At 43.0% G+C, this 15,305-nt stretch carries 12 protein-coding genes; 3 read left to right on the forward strand and 9 right to left on the reverse strand.

Translation table 11 applies throughout. From position 1 onward, the window contains the following. Positions 1-100 precede the first annotated feature (100 nt). The 4 genes from polA to IPL34_RS05865 form a co-directional block, all read right to left on the reverse strand. Positions 101-2,911, reverse strand: coding sequence for a DNA polymerase I (gene polA, locus IPL34_RS05850; RefSeq protein ID WP_296839069.1), 2,811 nt, complete (start codon positions 2,909-2,911; stop codon positions 101-103). A 432-nt stretch (positions 2,912-3,343) separates the two neighbouring features. After that, positions 3,344-4,990 carry a HAMP domain-containing sensor histidine kinase gene (locus IPL34_RS05855; protein WP_296839071.1) on the reverse strand — a complete coding sequence of 549 codons (1,647 nt, stop codon included), beginning with the start codon at positions 4,988-4,990 and terminating at the stop codon, positions 3,344-3,346. Then, positions 4,981-5,676 carry a response regulator transcription factor gene (locus IPL34_RS05860; protein WP_296839074.1) on the reverse strand — a complete coding sequence of 232 codons (696 nt, stop codon included), beginning with the start codon at positions 5,674-5,676 and terminating at the stop codon, positions 4,981-4,983. Before IPL34_RS05860 ends, IPL34_RS05855 begins: the two co-directional genes overlap by 10 nt. 104 nt (positions 5,677-5,780) lie before the next feature. Then, complete coding sequence (locus IPL34_RS05865) at positions 5,781-6,884, reverse strand: transposase (protein WP_296839077.1); 1,104 nt, start codon at positions 6,882-6,884, stop codon at positions 5,781-5,783. A 320-nt stretch (positions 6,885-7,204) separates the two neighbouring features. Between IPL34_RS05865 and IPL34_RS05870 the strand changes: the two genes are divergently transcribed. Then, positions 7,205-7,978, forward strand: a complete 774-nt coding sequence (locus tag IPL34_RS05870; RefSeq protein WP_296839080.1) for a hypothetical protein — start codon at positions 7,205-7,207, stop codon at positions 7,976-7,978. 12 nt (positions 7,979-7,990) lie between these two features. Further along, positions 7,991-9,295, forward strand: a complete 1,305-nt coding sequence (gene bioA / locus IPL34_RS05875) for an adenosylmethionine--8-amino-7-oxononanoate transaminase (protein ID WP_296839083.1) — start codon at positions 7,991-7,993, stop codon at positions 9,293-9,295. A gap of 28 nt (positions 9,296-9,323) precedes the next feature. Here bioA and IPL34_RS05880 read toward each other — a convergent pair whose 3' ends face one another. After that, the gene (locus IPL34_RS05880; protein WP_296839085.1) at positions 9,324-10,844 is read right to left on the reverse strand and encodes a DUF4080 domain-containing protein; all 1,521 of its coding nucleotides are present in this window, start codon (positions 10,842-10,844) and stop codon (positions 9,324-9,326) included. A 708-nt stretch (positions 10,845-11,552) separates the two neighbouring features. On the opposite strand from IPL34_RS05880, the gene IPL34_RS05885 reads away from it, so the two are divergent. Beyond that, on the forward strand, positions 11,553-11,945 hold the full coding sequence (locus IPL34_RS05885; protein WP_296839089.1) for a hypothetical protein: 393 nt from the start codon (positions 11,553-11,555) through the stop codon (positions 11,943-11,945). Positions 11,946-12,007: 62 nt separating this feature from the next. On the opposite strand, the gene hisH is transcribed toward IPL34_RS05885, so the two are convergent. The 4 genes from hisH to IPL34_RS05905 all read right to left on the reverse strand — a co-directional run bounded on the left by hisH (position 12,008) and on the right by IPL34_RS05905 (position 15,300). Next, positions 12,008-12,655 (reverse strand): imidazole glycerol phosphate synthase subunit HisH, encoded by a 648-nt coding sequence (gene hisH, locus IPL34_RS05890; RefSeq protein WP_296839093.1) that lies wholly within the window; start codon positions 12,653-12,655, stop codon positions 12,008-12,010. Continuing rightward, positions 12,655-13,248, reverse strand: a complete 594-nt coding sequence (gene hisB / locus IPL34_RS05895) for an imidazoleglycerol-phosphate dehydratase HisB (RefSeq protein WP_296839096.1) — start codon at positions 13,246-13,248, stop codon at positions 12,655-12,657. The genes hisH and hisB overlap by 1 nt, the downstream gene beginning before the upstream one ends. Positions 13,249-13,296: 48 nt before the next feature. Further along, complete coding sequence (gene rnd / locus IPL34_RS05900) at positions 13,297-14,436, reverse strand: ribonuclease D (RefSeq protein WP_296839099.1); 1,140 nt, start codon at positions 14,434-14,436, stop codon at positions 13,297-13,299. A gap of 390 nt (positions 14,437-14,826) precedes the next feature. Continuing rightward, complete coding sequence (locus IPL34_RS05905) at positions 14,827-15,300, reverse strand: DUF494 family protein (protein ID WP_296839102.1); 474 nt, start codon at positions 15,298-15,300, stop codon at positions 14,827-14,829. Between the last annotated feature and the right edge of the window lie 5 nt (positions 15,301-15,305).

Below are 15,305 nucleotides of genomic sequence, written 5' to 3' on the forward strand. Positions count from 1 at the left end.
ACAGATTATGACTATAAATGGCAATCCCAATTATTCGAGGTTTTAATCATTGGGTTGTCTCTAAACCTTGGCAAGCTAATATTAAGATTAATAAGCGAATTTAATGAGCCTCATCCCAGTGCATTCCCTCACCCATTTCTACCAATAGGGGCACTTTTAGAGCAACTACCTCGGTCATTAAGGGGGCGAGAACTTGCTTAAATGAGCTGATCAAGTGATCAGGAACCTCGAAAACTAACTCATCGTGTACCTGCATAATCATCCGAATCGGGGATTGAGTGCTTTGCAAATACGTATCTACGGCAATCATGGCTTTTTTCATAATATCCGCCGCCGTACCTTGCATGGGTGCATTAATAGCGGTGCGTTCAGCATATTGGCGCTGAGCTGCATTACGGGCATTAATTTCGGGCACGGGTAAACGTCGACCAAATAAGGTTTCTACATAGCCTAATGTTTTAGCCCGCTCACGAGTACTATCCATATACTGTTTAACACCCGGATAACGTGCAAAATATAGCTCTACATATTGCTGCGCCTCGCGTCGCTCAATACCTAATTGCCTTGCCAAACCAAAGGCAGACATCCCATAAATTAGCCCAAAATTAATCGCCTTAGCGGCACGACGTTGTTCTTGGGTAACTTGATCTAAAGGCGTATGAAAGACTTCAGAGGCAGTTGCTTTGTGAATATCAGCACCCGCCCTAAAAGCACTCAATAAACCTTCATCATCAGACAGATGCGCCATAATGCGTAACTCGATTTGCGAGTAATCCGCAGCAACTAATTTAAAGCCCGCCTCGGCAATAAACGCTTGGCGAATACGTCGCCCTTCAGCACTCCGAATGGGAATGTTTTGTAAGTTTGGATCAGAAGATGATAAGCGTCCGGTCACTGTACCGGTTTGATGATAGGAGGTATGCACTCGTCCGGTGCGTGGATTAATTTGGGCAGGGAGCTTATCGGTATAGGTCGATTTTAATTTGCTCAGGGTGCGATGCTCTAAAATTACGCGCGGTAATTCATAGCCTTGTTCGGCTAATTCTTCTAATACATCTTCAGCGGTGGACGGTTGTCCGGTTGGAGTTTTACGCACTACAGGAATCTGGAGTTTCTCAAACAATATTTCTTGTAATTGTTTGGGGGAGGATAAATTAAATTCCTGCCCAGCAACGCGAAAGGCTTGTTCTGTAATGGCTGCAATGCGCTTAGTCAGTTCTTGGCTTTGAGTACTGAGGAGCAATGTATCGATTTTGACCCCGCGACGTTCCATACGAGCGAGCACTGGGATGAGGGGCATTTCTATCGTTTGATAGACCTGCTTGAAGGTGGGCTCAAGTGCAATCTTAGGCCACAATTGCTGATGTAAACGTAGGGTAATATCCGCATCTTCAGCCGCATAGGGCGCTGCTTGGCTCAGATCAATTTGATTAAAGGTGAGCTGCTTTTTACCTTTGCCGGCAATGTCTTCAAAGCGAATGGTTTTATAATCCAGCACTTTTTCTGCCAAAGTATCCATATCATGACGATTCGCGGTGGCATCCAATACATAAGATTCGAGCATGGTGTCGTGCGCTATGCCGTTTAGTGTAATGCCATAGTTTTGCAGTACCGTAAAATCGTATTTGAGATTTTGCCCGACTTTTAAATACTGGCTGTTTTCTAAAATAGGCTTAAACGCAGCTAACACTAAGTCGCGGTTTAATTGCTCAGGTGCGCCTAAGTAATCATGTGCAACGGGAATATAGGCTGCTATACCTGCTGTAGTAGAGACTGACACTCCCACTAATTCAGCATCTAGGGCATTTAAGCTAGTCGTTTCGGTGTCAAAGGCAAATAAGGGGGCTTGTTGCAGTTCTTTCAAGAGTGAATCTAATTCCTCTTGAGTTAAAATCGTGGTGTATTGAACCTCACCCACTGTAATAGGGGGTTGAGAGGGTAGTGACTCAGCAGCGTTTTGATCCAGTGGCTCTAAGATGAGCGCGAAAGGAGCGGGGGTATTTTGAGTTTGTGTTGTGCTGGCGTCTGCTAAGTTGGTAGATTTTTTAGCTGCTTTGGTTTCAGCCTTATTCAACGCATTTAAGCGGGTGCGAAATTCATAACGAGTATAAAACTCACGTAGAGTAGCGGGATCATCGGCTTGAATGCGCAACGCATCAAATGAGTCGTCCAACTCAACGTCGCATTTAATGCTAACCAGTTGATATGTTAGAGGTAAGTGAGCCAAAGCAGCGCGTAAGTTTTCCCCCACCTTCCCGCCTATTTTATCCGCATTATCCATTACACCTTGCAGGGAACCGTATTCAGCCAACCATTTAACGGCGGTTTTGGGACCGACTTTATCCACGCCCGGGACATTATCCACACTATCTCCCACTAGGCTGAGGTAGTCGCGGATTTGACTTGGCAAGACTCCAAACTTTTCCTTTACTCCCTCAATGTCTAGATAGGTTTCACTCATAGTATTAATCAGGTGTACCCGCTCGGTGACTAATTGCGCCATATCTTTATCGCTAGTCGAGATGAGTACATCACCCTGAAAACGCGTTGCCAGTGTACCAATCACATCATCGGCTTCTACGTCTGGGATTTGCAGTAAGGGATAGCCCTGAGCACGAATGATCTCTAATAGCGGTTGGATTTGATGACGTAATTCGTCCGGCATCGGGGGACGGTTGGCTTTGTATTCTGGGAAAATATCATCACGAAAGGTTTTGCCCGCTGCATCAAAGACTACGACCATATAGTCAGGCTGATAATCTTTGCGTAACCGATCCAGCATATTCAGTACTCCATGCATGGCTCCGGTGGCTTCACCTTTGCTATTAGTGAGGGGCGGCAGAGCATGATAGGCACGGAACAAATAGGACGATCCATCAACCAGAATCAAAGGCTTAGTTAGGCTAGTCATAGTGGGGCTACTGAGAGTGAAACAGCTTAGGATTATATCGTGTTTCAAGGGCGGGGTTTAGCTACTAGAGTAAAACGAAGCAAGGCAGTTCGTTTAAAAATCCCAAGTCCACGTCCTTGTGGTCTTGGTTTCCTCAAAATGAGGTGTCAGAGAAAGGTTACTACCCTTAAGTGTGATTGTCTATTAATTAATCAAATTTGTGATGTTATTGACGCTAGGTGTTTGCTGTAGTTCAGCAGATCGGGAGTCTGTAGACTGATTTAACGACAATATTGGGCACACCAAAATGCAATGGTTAGAAACTAATAGGCTTTATAGGGGCAAAGCTATACTTTACTTACTAATGGTGGTGTTTTAAAGATAGATAACGTTAATAAGTATTTGAATTTTATATTTTTAGTCTAAGCCCAGATAAAATTTTATAATGATTGCCTATAGCAAAGTAGTGAATGGTAGTTTCAAGCGAAAGGTAGCCCCTATGGCAGTAGGTAATAACACCAAGTCGCCTTTATAAGCTCGCAGTAAGGATTGAGTAATCTCTAGACCTAAGCCTGTTCCCCCTTGAGAACGACGTGTGGTGAAAAAGGGAGTAAAAATTTTGTCTCGATTAGCTGGAGAAATGCCCTCTCCATTGTCAGCAACATCAATATGCCAAGTATAATTTTCAGCCTGCATCGTAATCACTACTTCAGTCGCTTTATGGTACAGACTATTTTCTAATAAATTATTCAGCACACTATCGAGCGCTTCGGGCGCAATGGGTAGTGCTTGTGTAGCTAGATCACGATAGTTTAAGACTAAGCCCCGCTCTTGATAACGATTGGCTAAAGTGTTCAGTAGTTCAGGTAATACGCTAGTTTGGCGTGAGGGTTCTAAAGCATCAGCGCGTGCCAACTCTAGTAAGCGTGTAACTAAGTTTTTTAAGCGTTGCGTATCTTCCATGAGATTAGTTAAAAAACGTTGGCGACGCTCCGACGACATGGTATCCAAATGCTCTTGCAGCAACTCTAAAGCACCCTGCATCGAGGTCAGCGGTGTCTTAAATTCATGCGAGACATGGGCAGCAAAGCGGCGGATATAGTCACTGCGCTCGGCTAAAGTTTTAGACATACTCGCAAAGCTATCGGACAGTTGAGCGACCTCATAGGTCACTGGATGCTTAATAGGTTCAACGATACGCTGCTCACCTTGCGTCACCCGTTCGGTTTGCTTAATTAATTCACGAATAGGGCGGGAAATACTAGAGGATACAAAGAGCACTAATAGCACCGCCACGCATAATAGACTTAAGGTCGCAGTCAACATCACTTTGCGCACTGCATAAAGATGCTTAACAATATTATTAGGGGTACGTGATAAATAAATCACGCCGAGGACTTGGCGCTGCTCCAGAATAGGAAAAGCAGTAAACACACGAATATTAGTACCACGGCTAATAGAATAGAGCGGTGGTGGCGGTTCATCAGAAATGCGTTGCCGAATTACACTTTGAAACTGTCCCCGCAAGGCTTGGCGTACCTCTGGTACATGTGCTAGTGATAAACCAATCTCTTCCTTACCCGCAATCACTAAACCCTGTGCGTCCAGAATACGAATCCCCGCTAGAGTTATTTGTTGAGTATTTAACAAAATAGCATTCATCGCTTGTCCGGCAGCAAACGCTTTCGGGCTAGGTGAGAGCGTTGTGAGCTTGGCATTGGGTCTTGGAGGCTCAATGGTTCCGGTTAAATCAAGGGTGGGAAAAACGGGCGTGAAATAGCCGCTAGGGTTGAGTTCCATTTGAGCTTTATAGGCAGCACTGAGCACTGCATTTTCCTGCGCTTTAGCATGAATGGGGGCAATTTGTAGGGAGGGTTGGGGAGTATCTAGACGCATTAACTGTCGATAGGTCGCCGCTAGGACCGCAGATTGCGCGATTAACTCGACCTCAGTTTGGCGTACTAGCTCATTTTCATAAATGCGAAAAAAGTATAGACCCCCCAAAGGTAATGCTAAGACCGTGAGCATCACAATGAGCAAAATATTACGTAAGCGAAATAGGCCATTACGTAAAAATGGTAGACGTGCGTTTATTTGCATGCGGCTAATTTATATCCCACCCCATGTACCGTTTCGATAATACTCTCACAGCCTATATCGGTGAATTTTTGGCGAATATGGCGAATATGACTATCAATAGTACGATCACTGACATAGACATTGCTGTCATAAGCCTTTTGCATAATATGATCGCGGCTAAAGACTTGCATAGGACGCTGAGCAAAGAGTAATAAAATCGCAAACTCGGTGGCGGTTAGGGTAATATCCTGTTCTCCCCAGCAGGCACGATGTTGATGAGGGAATATCGTGAGCTTGCCAATGCTGAGCAGTTCTTGATTAGGCTGGGTTTCAGCAGGTTGCTGCTGGGTGCGCTTTAAAATGGCATTGATACGAGCGACCAGTTCACGCGGACTAAACGGTTTAGTGACATAATCATCACCACCTAGTTCTAGTCCTAAAATGCGGTCGATTTCATCATCGCGTGAAGATAAAAATACGATAGGTAGATTAGAGGTTTTGCGAATTTCACGGCACACGGCTAAACCATCCATCTCCGGCATATTAATATCAAGCACGATGAGATCCGGTTTAGCTTGTTGAAATTGTTGGAGTGCTTGTTGCCCATCGTGGGCATACCGTACTTGCATCCCAGCTTTTTCTAGGGCAAAACTGATTACATCACCAATATGGGGATCGTCATCCACTATTAAAATATCTTTGCTCATGCGTTTAAGCTCCAGTCCTAGAGGTTTGCTGGTTACTAGCAGTTTTTAGGGCTAATAACTATCACTCCAAACCGTCTTTAGGTCAAATTGACATCCTCCTCGCCCTAAAGGGCAAGGATTCCTGCTGCCAGACGCTCATGTCCGAGCGCGAGAATATTCTTAGCGGCATTGACATCTCTATCATGCGTTACCCCACACTCAGGGCAAGACCATTCTCTGATTCGCAAACCTGCTCTACCTTTCGGACTGTTGGGACTGATACAGCCGCAACTCGAACAGACTTGGGTAGTGTATGATTCATTGACTTCTAGACACATACCTGACCGCGCACTCGCTTTGTATTTCAGTTGTGTTTTGAGCATATGCCACCCTGCATCCAACACCGATTTAGCCATCTTGGTTTTGGCTAGGGCGGAACTGCTCACATTGCCGATGATGATTAAGCCGTTGTCTCTAACGACTTGGGTTGTGAACTGGTGAATCGCGTTTAAGCGGCGGTTCTTGATCTTAGCGTGAATCGCTTTCACCCGTTTCTTTTGTTTAGCGCGTTGGGCTATGCCTAACTTAGGCTCTAGCTCACGATAGAACTGCTTAGATTCCAGTTTTAAGCCATTGCTACAGGTAGCGGTATCTTTCAGACCTAGGTCAATACCCACTTGTCCTTTAGCGGTGGTATCCATGCAGAGGATTGGGATTTCTACCACGATATTGAAATACCAACGACCACGAGCGTCTTGAGAAAACGAACCCGAACGAAACTCGTATTGAGACAGTCCGTAGCTATCCCAGACTTTGAAGTAGTGACCTGCATAGCGAACTTGTCCATTTTTCCAAACGGCTGCACCCGCTTTAAACGGTATCCAGCCTAATGAACGTTTAGAGCCACTAGAGATTCTCCAGCGCAATTTATCCGTTTTGAATTGGCGACGCGCTTTATGGTGAACGGCGATGACTTCTTGTGTGGTAGTGGAGTGAATAATGAACCCACATTCGGACTTGATACCTTTTAACTGTTTTTGTAAGTCAAAGGCGGAAAAGGTACTATGCACCCAACCGACTTCAGGAATTGGTACAAAAGAGTAGAGAGCAGTGATTTCATTCGCCGCATTCCAGACTTGATTCACCTCAAACGCCATCTGCTCCAGAATAGGGGCATGCTTATCCTTGATGCGTACTTTAAGGGTTTTGAGGTGAGTAGTGGGTTTCATGTGATTGATTATACTATCAAAACAACACAGTGTCTTGCCTATGGTGCTGCCTTTCATCGGCTATCGCCGATAGCCTTATATCCCCCACTGGAACGAAGGGGCTTTACGGCTGTTCCGGTAATACCTAGAGAGTGGTTGTTTAGCACCTAAAGGCAGCTTAATCTTGGTAAAACTAGACTGGAGTCTCATAAGATTAAAGAGAAAATATGCAAATGATGTCGCTAAGATGTGCATAGATTGCGTATATTTCTAAACCAGCCTAACTGTTTTTAATCATTGACTTGCTACACTTAGTAGACCGATGAAAGCGGAGTTAATAAATGTATGTAGTGCGTAGGGTAGCGGTAGTGTTATTAAGCTGCTTATTACTAGGATGTAATGACCCGCAGGAAGCAACTAAACCAACAACCACAACCGATAGTGCTCGTGTTGCGAGTATAGCTACCAGTGTAGGTACATTAAAGATTGCAATAGGCGAGAATACTACGCCAGATAGTTTGTTTTTAGACGGTGAATTAGTATTTCAACGCGAGCGTGAGCAATTACGTTTTTATGGTCAGCAACGGCGTAGTGCAGATGAGGCGGTCTTAGTGGGGTCTAGTTGTGGGGTGAGTTGTCCTACAGAGCAACTATTTTGGATATTACTCAAAGCAGGAACTAAACCCCTCATTATTGAAGATCGGCAGTTTTATGCTTATCCATTAGATATAAAAATTTTACCGACCGAGGATGACAAGCTAACGGTAGATTTAGGCTTTAGTCAAAAGCAGCGGCGTTATGCTGATTTAGTGGAGCAAAGTTTAAGTTTCAGATTAGAGCCGGTTGCCGAAAATGATAAGGCTTTAACTGGTGATTTATGTACTTGGCTCCATACTGAAACGCTACCTGCCTGCATAAATGCACGTACTACCGAACCGGATTGTGTTAGCCCCCAAACTGAATTCCCTGACTATATTGATCAGCGCTTAGGCATGATCAATGAGTATCCGGGCTATAACAAAGATGTTTTTGACGCCTTATGTGCGAATGCTTGTGCTAAAGAGGATATTCCCGATTACAAAACCTTTGCTAATACTGTTTGTGGTATTCGTTGAGGTATTAACCCTATGACAATAGATTGGGTTCAAGTAGATCGTCAGCATGTCTGGCATCCGTTCACGCAAGAAAAAACAGCGCCTTTACCTGTGGAAATTCGTTCAGCACAAGGCGCATGGCTATATGCGCAAGATGGACGACGTTTTTTAGATTTGGTGTCTTCATGGTGGGTCAATTTACACGGTCACGCTCACCCCACGATTGCAGAGGCTATAGCTAAACAGGCTCATACGCTTGAGCAAGTGATGTTTGCGGGCTTTACTCATCAACCTGCGGTTGAGCTGGCTTATGAATTAGTACAACGTTTGCCTGCTGGTCTAACGCGCGTATTTTATTCCGATAATGGCTCGACTGCGATTGAAGTGGCTCTCAAAATTGCGCTGCAATATTGGCGTAATCAAGGTCAACATCGTAAACGCTTTGCTGTGTTTGATGGCTCTTATCATGGCGATACGGTGGGGGCGATGTCAGTTGGGCAAGGCTCACAATTTTTTACTCATTATCAAGCACTACTCTTTCACGTTGACGTGCTGCCTTACCCGCTCACTTGGGATAATGATCCACATATTGAGCAAAAAGAGGCGGTTGCTCTGCAAGCTTTTGATGCCTATTTACAGCGCTATGCTCATGAAATTGCCGGAGTACTCATCGAGCCTTTAGTGCAAGGGGCTTCGGGCATGCGTATGTGTCGCCCGCAATTTTTGCAAGGCTTAAGTCAGCGTGCTAAAGCAGCGGGAGTGTTATTACTGTTTGATGAAGTCATGACGGGGTTTGGGCGCACGGGGCAATGGTTTGCGTCGCATACTGCCAAGGTAACGCCCGATATTATTTGTTTGTCTAAGGGTATTACCGCAGGTTTTCTGCCTTTATCAGTAACCGTCTGTAGTGAGCAGGTGTATCAAGCCTTTTTAGGTGAAAGTTTTGATCGTGCGTTTGTGCATGGTCATTCGTTTACCGCTAATCCATTAGGCTGTGCAGCGGCTATAGCTTCGCTACAAGTTTTTAAAGCAGAAAATACCTTAGCCAAATTACCGCAAATTGAACGTTGGCATCGTCAATACTTAGAGCCATTATTACATCATGCTAAAGTCGAGCAGGTACGAGTGTGTGGCACGATTGCAGCATTTAATGTGAAAGCCTCCGAAACAGGTTATGCCTCTTCAGTAGGTGAACGCTTTAAAGCCTTTTTTATGAAGCATGGTGTGTTATTGCGTCCCTTAGGAAATACGGTTTATTTATTGCCTCCCTATTGCATTACTGAAGAAGAGTTAGCATTAGGTTATCAGGTGATTGAAAAAGCTTTAAATGATCTGTAAATGCAATAAAGAATAATGCCTTGATCGATTAAGATAAGTGTCTGTATTGCCGTGCACTATGAGGCGTCTTAGCGATCGTCTGTTGATTAATATTTTGCCTCTGAGTTAATTCAGGTTTAAAAGGAATCTGTCCTTTTTGACCTGTTTTAGCATAATCTTGTAATAAAGCGTCTTCCAGTTGCGCTAAATCAAGCCCTAGCATCTCTTGTCCTGCTTGATGAATGAAGCTAAATAAACGTGGTAACGCAATCTGATGCGTTTGAGTTGATGCTTGATAAAGCCAAGCGGTTAATTGCCAAAAGCGCTCAAAGGGTTGCTCACCTAATAATAGTGGTAAAGTAGCCTCAAAACGTCCTGAATTACCAATCATATCCCAATAACGTGCAAAGCGATTCATATGCTGCATAGTTTGAAAGTCAATACAATCGGTTTTTAAAATATTATAGGGTGTCTGAGGATTGTAAATCATTTTAAAGTTTTCAGTATGCCGAATAATCGGTGTGCCACGTAAACGCTTTAATATACCTACTTGAATTTCATGTGGATTGAGTGCAATCAACTGATTAAAACCTTGTCCAAAGCTGGCTAAGTCTTCACTAGGTAAACCAAAAATGAGATCAGTATGTAGGTGTGCAGTGGTATTTTCTCTCAGCCACTTAATATTAGCCTTAGATTTTTCATTGTCTTGCTTGCGACTGATTAAATTTTGTACTTCTGGATTGAATGTTTGAATACCAATTTCAAATTGCAGGCTTCCTGAAGGGAATTGCTGAATTTTATCTTTTAGTGCCTCAGGTAAATGATCTGGTATTAGTTCAAAGTGTAAAAAGGTTTTATCATCAATCCTCTTAAGAAAGAAATCTAGAATAGCTAGTGTAGTGGGAGTTTTTAAATTAAAGGTTCGATCTACAAATTTAAAATGACGTAATCCTCGTTGCCATAGTTTATCCATTGCTTGCAAAAAACGCTCTAACTCAAAAGGATAAGCTGTTTTATCTAAAGCTGAGAGACAAAATTCACATTTGAAGGGGCAACCGCGAGAGGCTTCTACATACACAAAGCGCTGTTGAATATCCTCATCGGTGTAATAGTCATAGGGCAGGGCTAGTTGAGCTAAAGGTGCTTGCATCCCTGCTATGACTTTACTAATAGGAAGTTGGTGTTGTAGGAGCTGGGAGCATAGTTGATAGAAACTAATTTCTCCCGCACCGGTAATCACATAGTCTGCCCATTGGGTGATGGTTTGTTGTTCTGTTTCATAACTGACCTCAGGTCCACCTAGCACAATGGTCAAGTTAGGCTCTAATGCTTTGAGGATTGCGACGAGTTCAGTCGTTTCGGTCACATTCCAAATGTACACACTCAAACCTACGATACGCGGCTTTAAAGCGAGAATTTGTTCTGCTAGATCCAGCGGGCGTTGATTGATGGTAAATTCTACTATTCGGGTAATAGCTTGATATTCTTGGAGATTGGCATATAGGTAACGCAAACCCATAGCAGCATGATGATAACGTGCGTTAAGAGTACTCAAGACAATAGTAGGCATAGAAAGCGTGATCAAAAGACAAATATTAGCCTTAGTGTAACACGCGTTAGATCAGGCTCTAGTGATAAAGTGAGTCAATCAAAAGGACAATAGTTGAACAGATGGTGAAAATGTCACGCAAAATGTTCAACCGTTTGTACTACCTAATCAACTAGATAAGTGGTAGGTCTGTAAAAGGTGCTACATTTTTTATCTTAAATACCACTTTTTTTATAAGTCTATAAGGGTAAATATTGTTCAGTCCAGCAGTAAAATTTATTTGCATCCAATCGGCTTGAAGCCTTGACATATCAAGGTTAGCGTGCTCATGTGATAGTTTTTTATATATAAGAAATACTATTTTATAATAATTAAATTTTATCAAAAACGGGGTTTGTGTGACATCACGGGTCTTTTTGCTTACAATCCCCTCCGTGGATTAAGCCACTTTGTTAATCATTTATGAACAATACAACCAATGGTGACTGTCGAAAGGCGTTATTAATCAATACCTTTCAGTATGACGGAGCCAACTACAAATTAGTCAAAACCAAGCGTATTGGGGAGCTTTCTACTCTGGAGGGCATCCACACCACGTAGTCAATAGTCTCTACTCCCCTATTTTTCAAAGACTTAGTTGAAAAATCAGATACTTAATTGGTATCTGTGGGGATCGTTTGCGCTATTTTTTTGGTTTTTGAAATGCAATGAATTAAATAGGTTATTGTTATGTCTATGTTTACTCGTTTAACCCTGATGGCAGTCTTGTCATTAGCTTCCGCTGAGACCAGTATTGCTGCCAAAAAGCAGACGCAGACTTTACGCGTAACAGCGACCGCTTATAATGCAGTCCCTGCCCAAACTGATGCTACACCTGATATCGCGGCTTGGGGTGATCGCTTAACACCTAATATGAAAGCTATCGCAGTATCAAGGGACTTATTGCATGAGTATGGTCTAAAGCGTAATTCTGTGGTGCGTATCAGTGGTTTACCTGGTGAATACCGAGTGTTAGATAAAATGCACTCGCGCTGGAACCGTAAAATTGACATTTTCATGGGCAAAGATGAGCGTCGTGCAAGACGCTGGGGACGCCGTAATGTCACGATTGAATGGAAATAAACAACACTTAACGTAAGAAACCAGTAAGCCCATGTCCTAGTCAAGCATGGGCTTTACTTTGATTAAATAGACCAGTTAACAAAATTTTCTAAGAGCCTTAGACCATCACGGGCTGATTTTTCGGGATGACATTGAATAGCAAACACATTATCCGCTGCCAGCGCTGAAGTATAATGAACGCCATAATCCGTCATACCTGCTTGTAAGCCATTATTTTCAGGCACTACATAATAACTATGCACAAAATAGAATCGCGCCCCGTCTTCAATGCCTCTCCAAAGGGGATGAGATTGCATCTGCCAAACTTGATTCCAGCCCATTTGTGGTATTTTTAAGCGTTCGGTATCAGGTGACGCTGAGGCACTATGAGCCGTACTAAAATGTTTCACTTGACCTGCATATAAGCCTAAACAACTAATTCCCTGATTTTCATCAGAGTGTTGCATCAGGACTTGCATACCCATACAGATCCCAAGAAAGGGCTTTGTTTTAGTGACCTCTAATACCACTTCAGCCAAGCCCAAACGATATAACTCCCCCATACAATCGCGTGCCGCCCCTTGTCCGGGAAACACAATACGATCAGCACTTAAGATCAGTTTTGGATCAGAGGTAATGTCGATTTGCGCCATAGGAGCAACATGTTGTACAGCACGTCCTACAGAATGTAGATTGCCCATGTTGTAATTAATAATGGCAATACGCTCCATTACAAGGCTCCCTTAGTCGAGGGCAAAATATCTCCCATACGAGGGTCACGTTCCATGGCCATACGCAAAGCGCGACCAAACGCTTTAAATACCGTTTCTACAATGTGGTGTGCATTACGTCCACGCAGATTATCAATATGTAAAGTGACTAAGGCGTGATTGACAAAGCCCTGAAAAAACTCATAAAACAGATCCGTATCAAATTGACCAATATGGGAACGTTTGTAATCTACATGGTGTTCTAGCCCCGGACGTCCGGAAAAATCAATCACCACCCGTGACAAAGCTTCATCTAGCGGTACATAGGCGTGACCGTAGCGGCGAATACCTTTTTTGTCTCCGATAGCTTGTTTAAAGGCTTGTCCTAAGCTAATCCCAATATCTTCCACACTATGATGATCATCAATATGGCGATCACCTTGGCACTCAATCTCTATATCAATCATGCCATGGCGAGCAATTTGATCCAGCATGTGCTCTAAAAAAGGAATACCGGTATTAAAACGTGCTATACCAGTACCATCTAGATTCACTCGAACCTTGATTTGGGTTTCTAAAGTGTTGCGTTCAATGTGAGCAATACGATCAGTCATAGTAGTAAGAATTTATACAGAGGTGCAGGAAAGCAGCAGTGTAGCATATTAACCTTGTAATAAGACCTTTTGCTGATTGACTGCTAAGGTTTTTTTACCCGCTAAAATAGCCTCGAACACTTCATTAAGAATGCTACCGCGCCAATCCTCGGACAAAGCAGTGCGTTGTTCAATCAACATTTTTTCAATTTGAGGGCGGGTAGCGAGCATTTGTGGTGAAATATTGTAGTGCAAGGCTTGTTGTCCCACTACCACCATCAATAAATCAGTCAATAAGGCTAATTCAGCATCTAAAGTACGGCGTCGGGTGGGTTGCGGCCATTCGCTCGCGGGCAGTTTAAGACCTGTTTGAATGAGTTTAAGCCACTGCGCCCCCGCTTGTTGAATAGTCTCGTCTTTTAAGCCACGAATGGTTTTGAAATCCTCTAGCTTTTGAATGCGCATACGTGCCATATCCACTAATATGTCATCGGATAACAGCCAACGTTTAGGTAGGTTTTTATGTAGAGCCTCAGATTCACGCCATGCCGCTAATTCGCGCAATACAGACAGTTGCTGAGGTTTTAACAATTGATTGTTTTTAACTCGCTTCCAACTTTCTCTTGTATCTACCGTATACGTGCTAGGATCTGTGAGCTTGGCAAATGATTTATAAACCCATTGATCACGTTGCAGCGCTTTGAGCTGTTGTTGCAGGATAGGGTAAATTTGCTTGAGATAACGCACATCATCAATCGCATAATCTAATTGTTCATGCCTGAGAGGGCGAGCAGCCCAATCGGTGCGTGATTGAGACTTATCTAAATTAATCCCTAAGAGCGACTCGACCAAGCGCCCATAACCTAGTTGATCACCTAGCCCTAAAACTGCTGCGGCTATTTGAGTATCAAAAACAGGGGTTGGTACTTGCCCACTCAAATGATAAAAAATCTCTAGATCTTGAGAGCCAGCATGTAGGATTTTTAGTAAGTTAGGTTGTTGTAGCCATGCCCACAAAGGGCTTAAATCGTTAATAGTGAGTGGGTCAATACAAACTAAGCGTTTTTCGGTGGCTAGTTGTATCAAGCACAATTGAGGGTAATAGGTTTTTTCCCGAATAAACTCGGTGTCTAGTGCCACCCATGAAGCTGCACTTAAATCAGCGAGCAAAATCTGTAACTCATTTGTAGTGGCAATATAGTCAAACATAAGAAATCTTAATGAGGATAGTCTAAAACAAAGCGAGACTGTTTAGTGTAAGCGTTTACTGAGCGTTTATAAACGTAGTTTTGTAAACCTAAAATCAGCTAGTTAGCTAAGTCTCTGATGGGCTTGATCAGGACGCTCTAGTCACTTTCTGGAAAAATAGTTGCGCAGTAAATCTAAATGGTTGAATAAGTTAAGTTATTTATTTTATTTAATTGACAGGTTGATAAATTTAATGGAGACTGAATAAGCGTAGCACTTGGCAGGTGAAAGTGATGATTGTTGAATAGTGCGCTGGGTGCTGCCCCAACCGCTAGTTGGATTTTTACACACTTGTTGTAATTGCTCAAAACCCAGTTCTAGAACTGGGTTTTTGGTATGAGCGCAAATTAATTAATGTAAAATGGTGCTAGCAAAATCAGTATTATCAAAGGTTTGTAAGCGAGTAGTGTAAGGATATTCAGGACGATTCATCACCACCATTTGCACAACCCACTGGAGTCGAGCTAAATCAAACTCCATATCTTGTAAAGCTATGACTCTATCAATCACCTGCTCGCGTTCTGCTGCGGTGAGTAGTCCTTGTTTCTCAAGTTGTAATAAATAATCTTGGCATTCAATATCTAACCATTGCTGTTCAAACGTCGTGAATACTCGTAAGGATTGAGGGTGATGAGTCGGTGCAACACTATGTGCTGTATCACCTAAACTTTCTAACCAATCAAAAGCACGTAGGATTTCACCCGTATGAAAGCCAGCACTTTGTAAATAATCCTGTAAAACTTCTCTATCTTCCTCAAGCTGATCTTCCATACTTGGATAGGTATCAAACAGGTAGAACAATACATCCAGCGTGTTTTCTTTCATGAAAT

Source organism: Thiofilum sp. (assembly GCF_016711335.1).
Classification (GTDB): Bacteria; Pseudomonadota; Gammaproteobacteria; order Thiotrichales; family Thiotrichaceae; genus Thiofilum.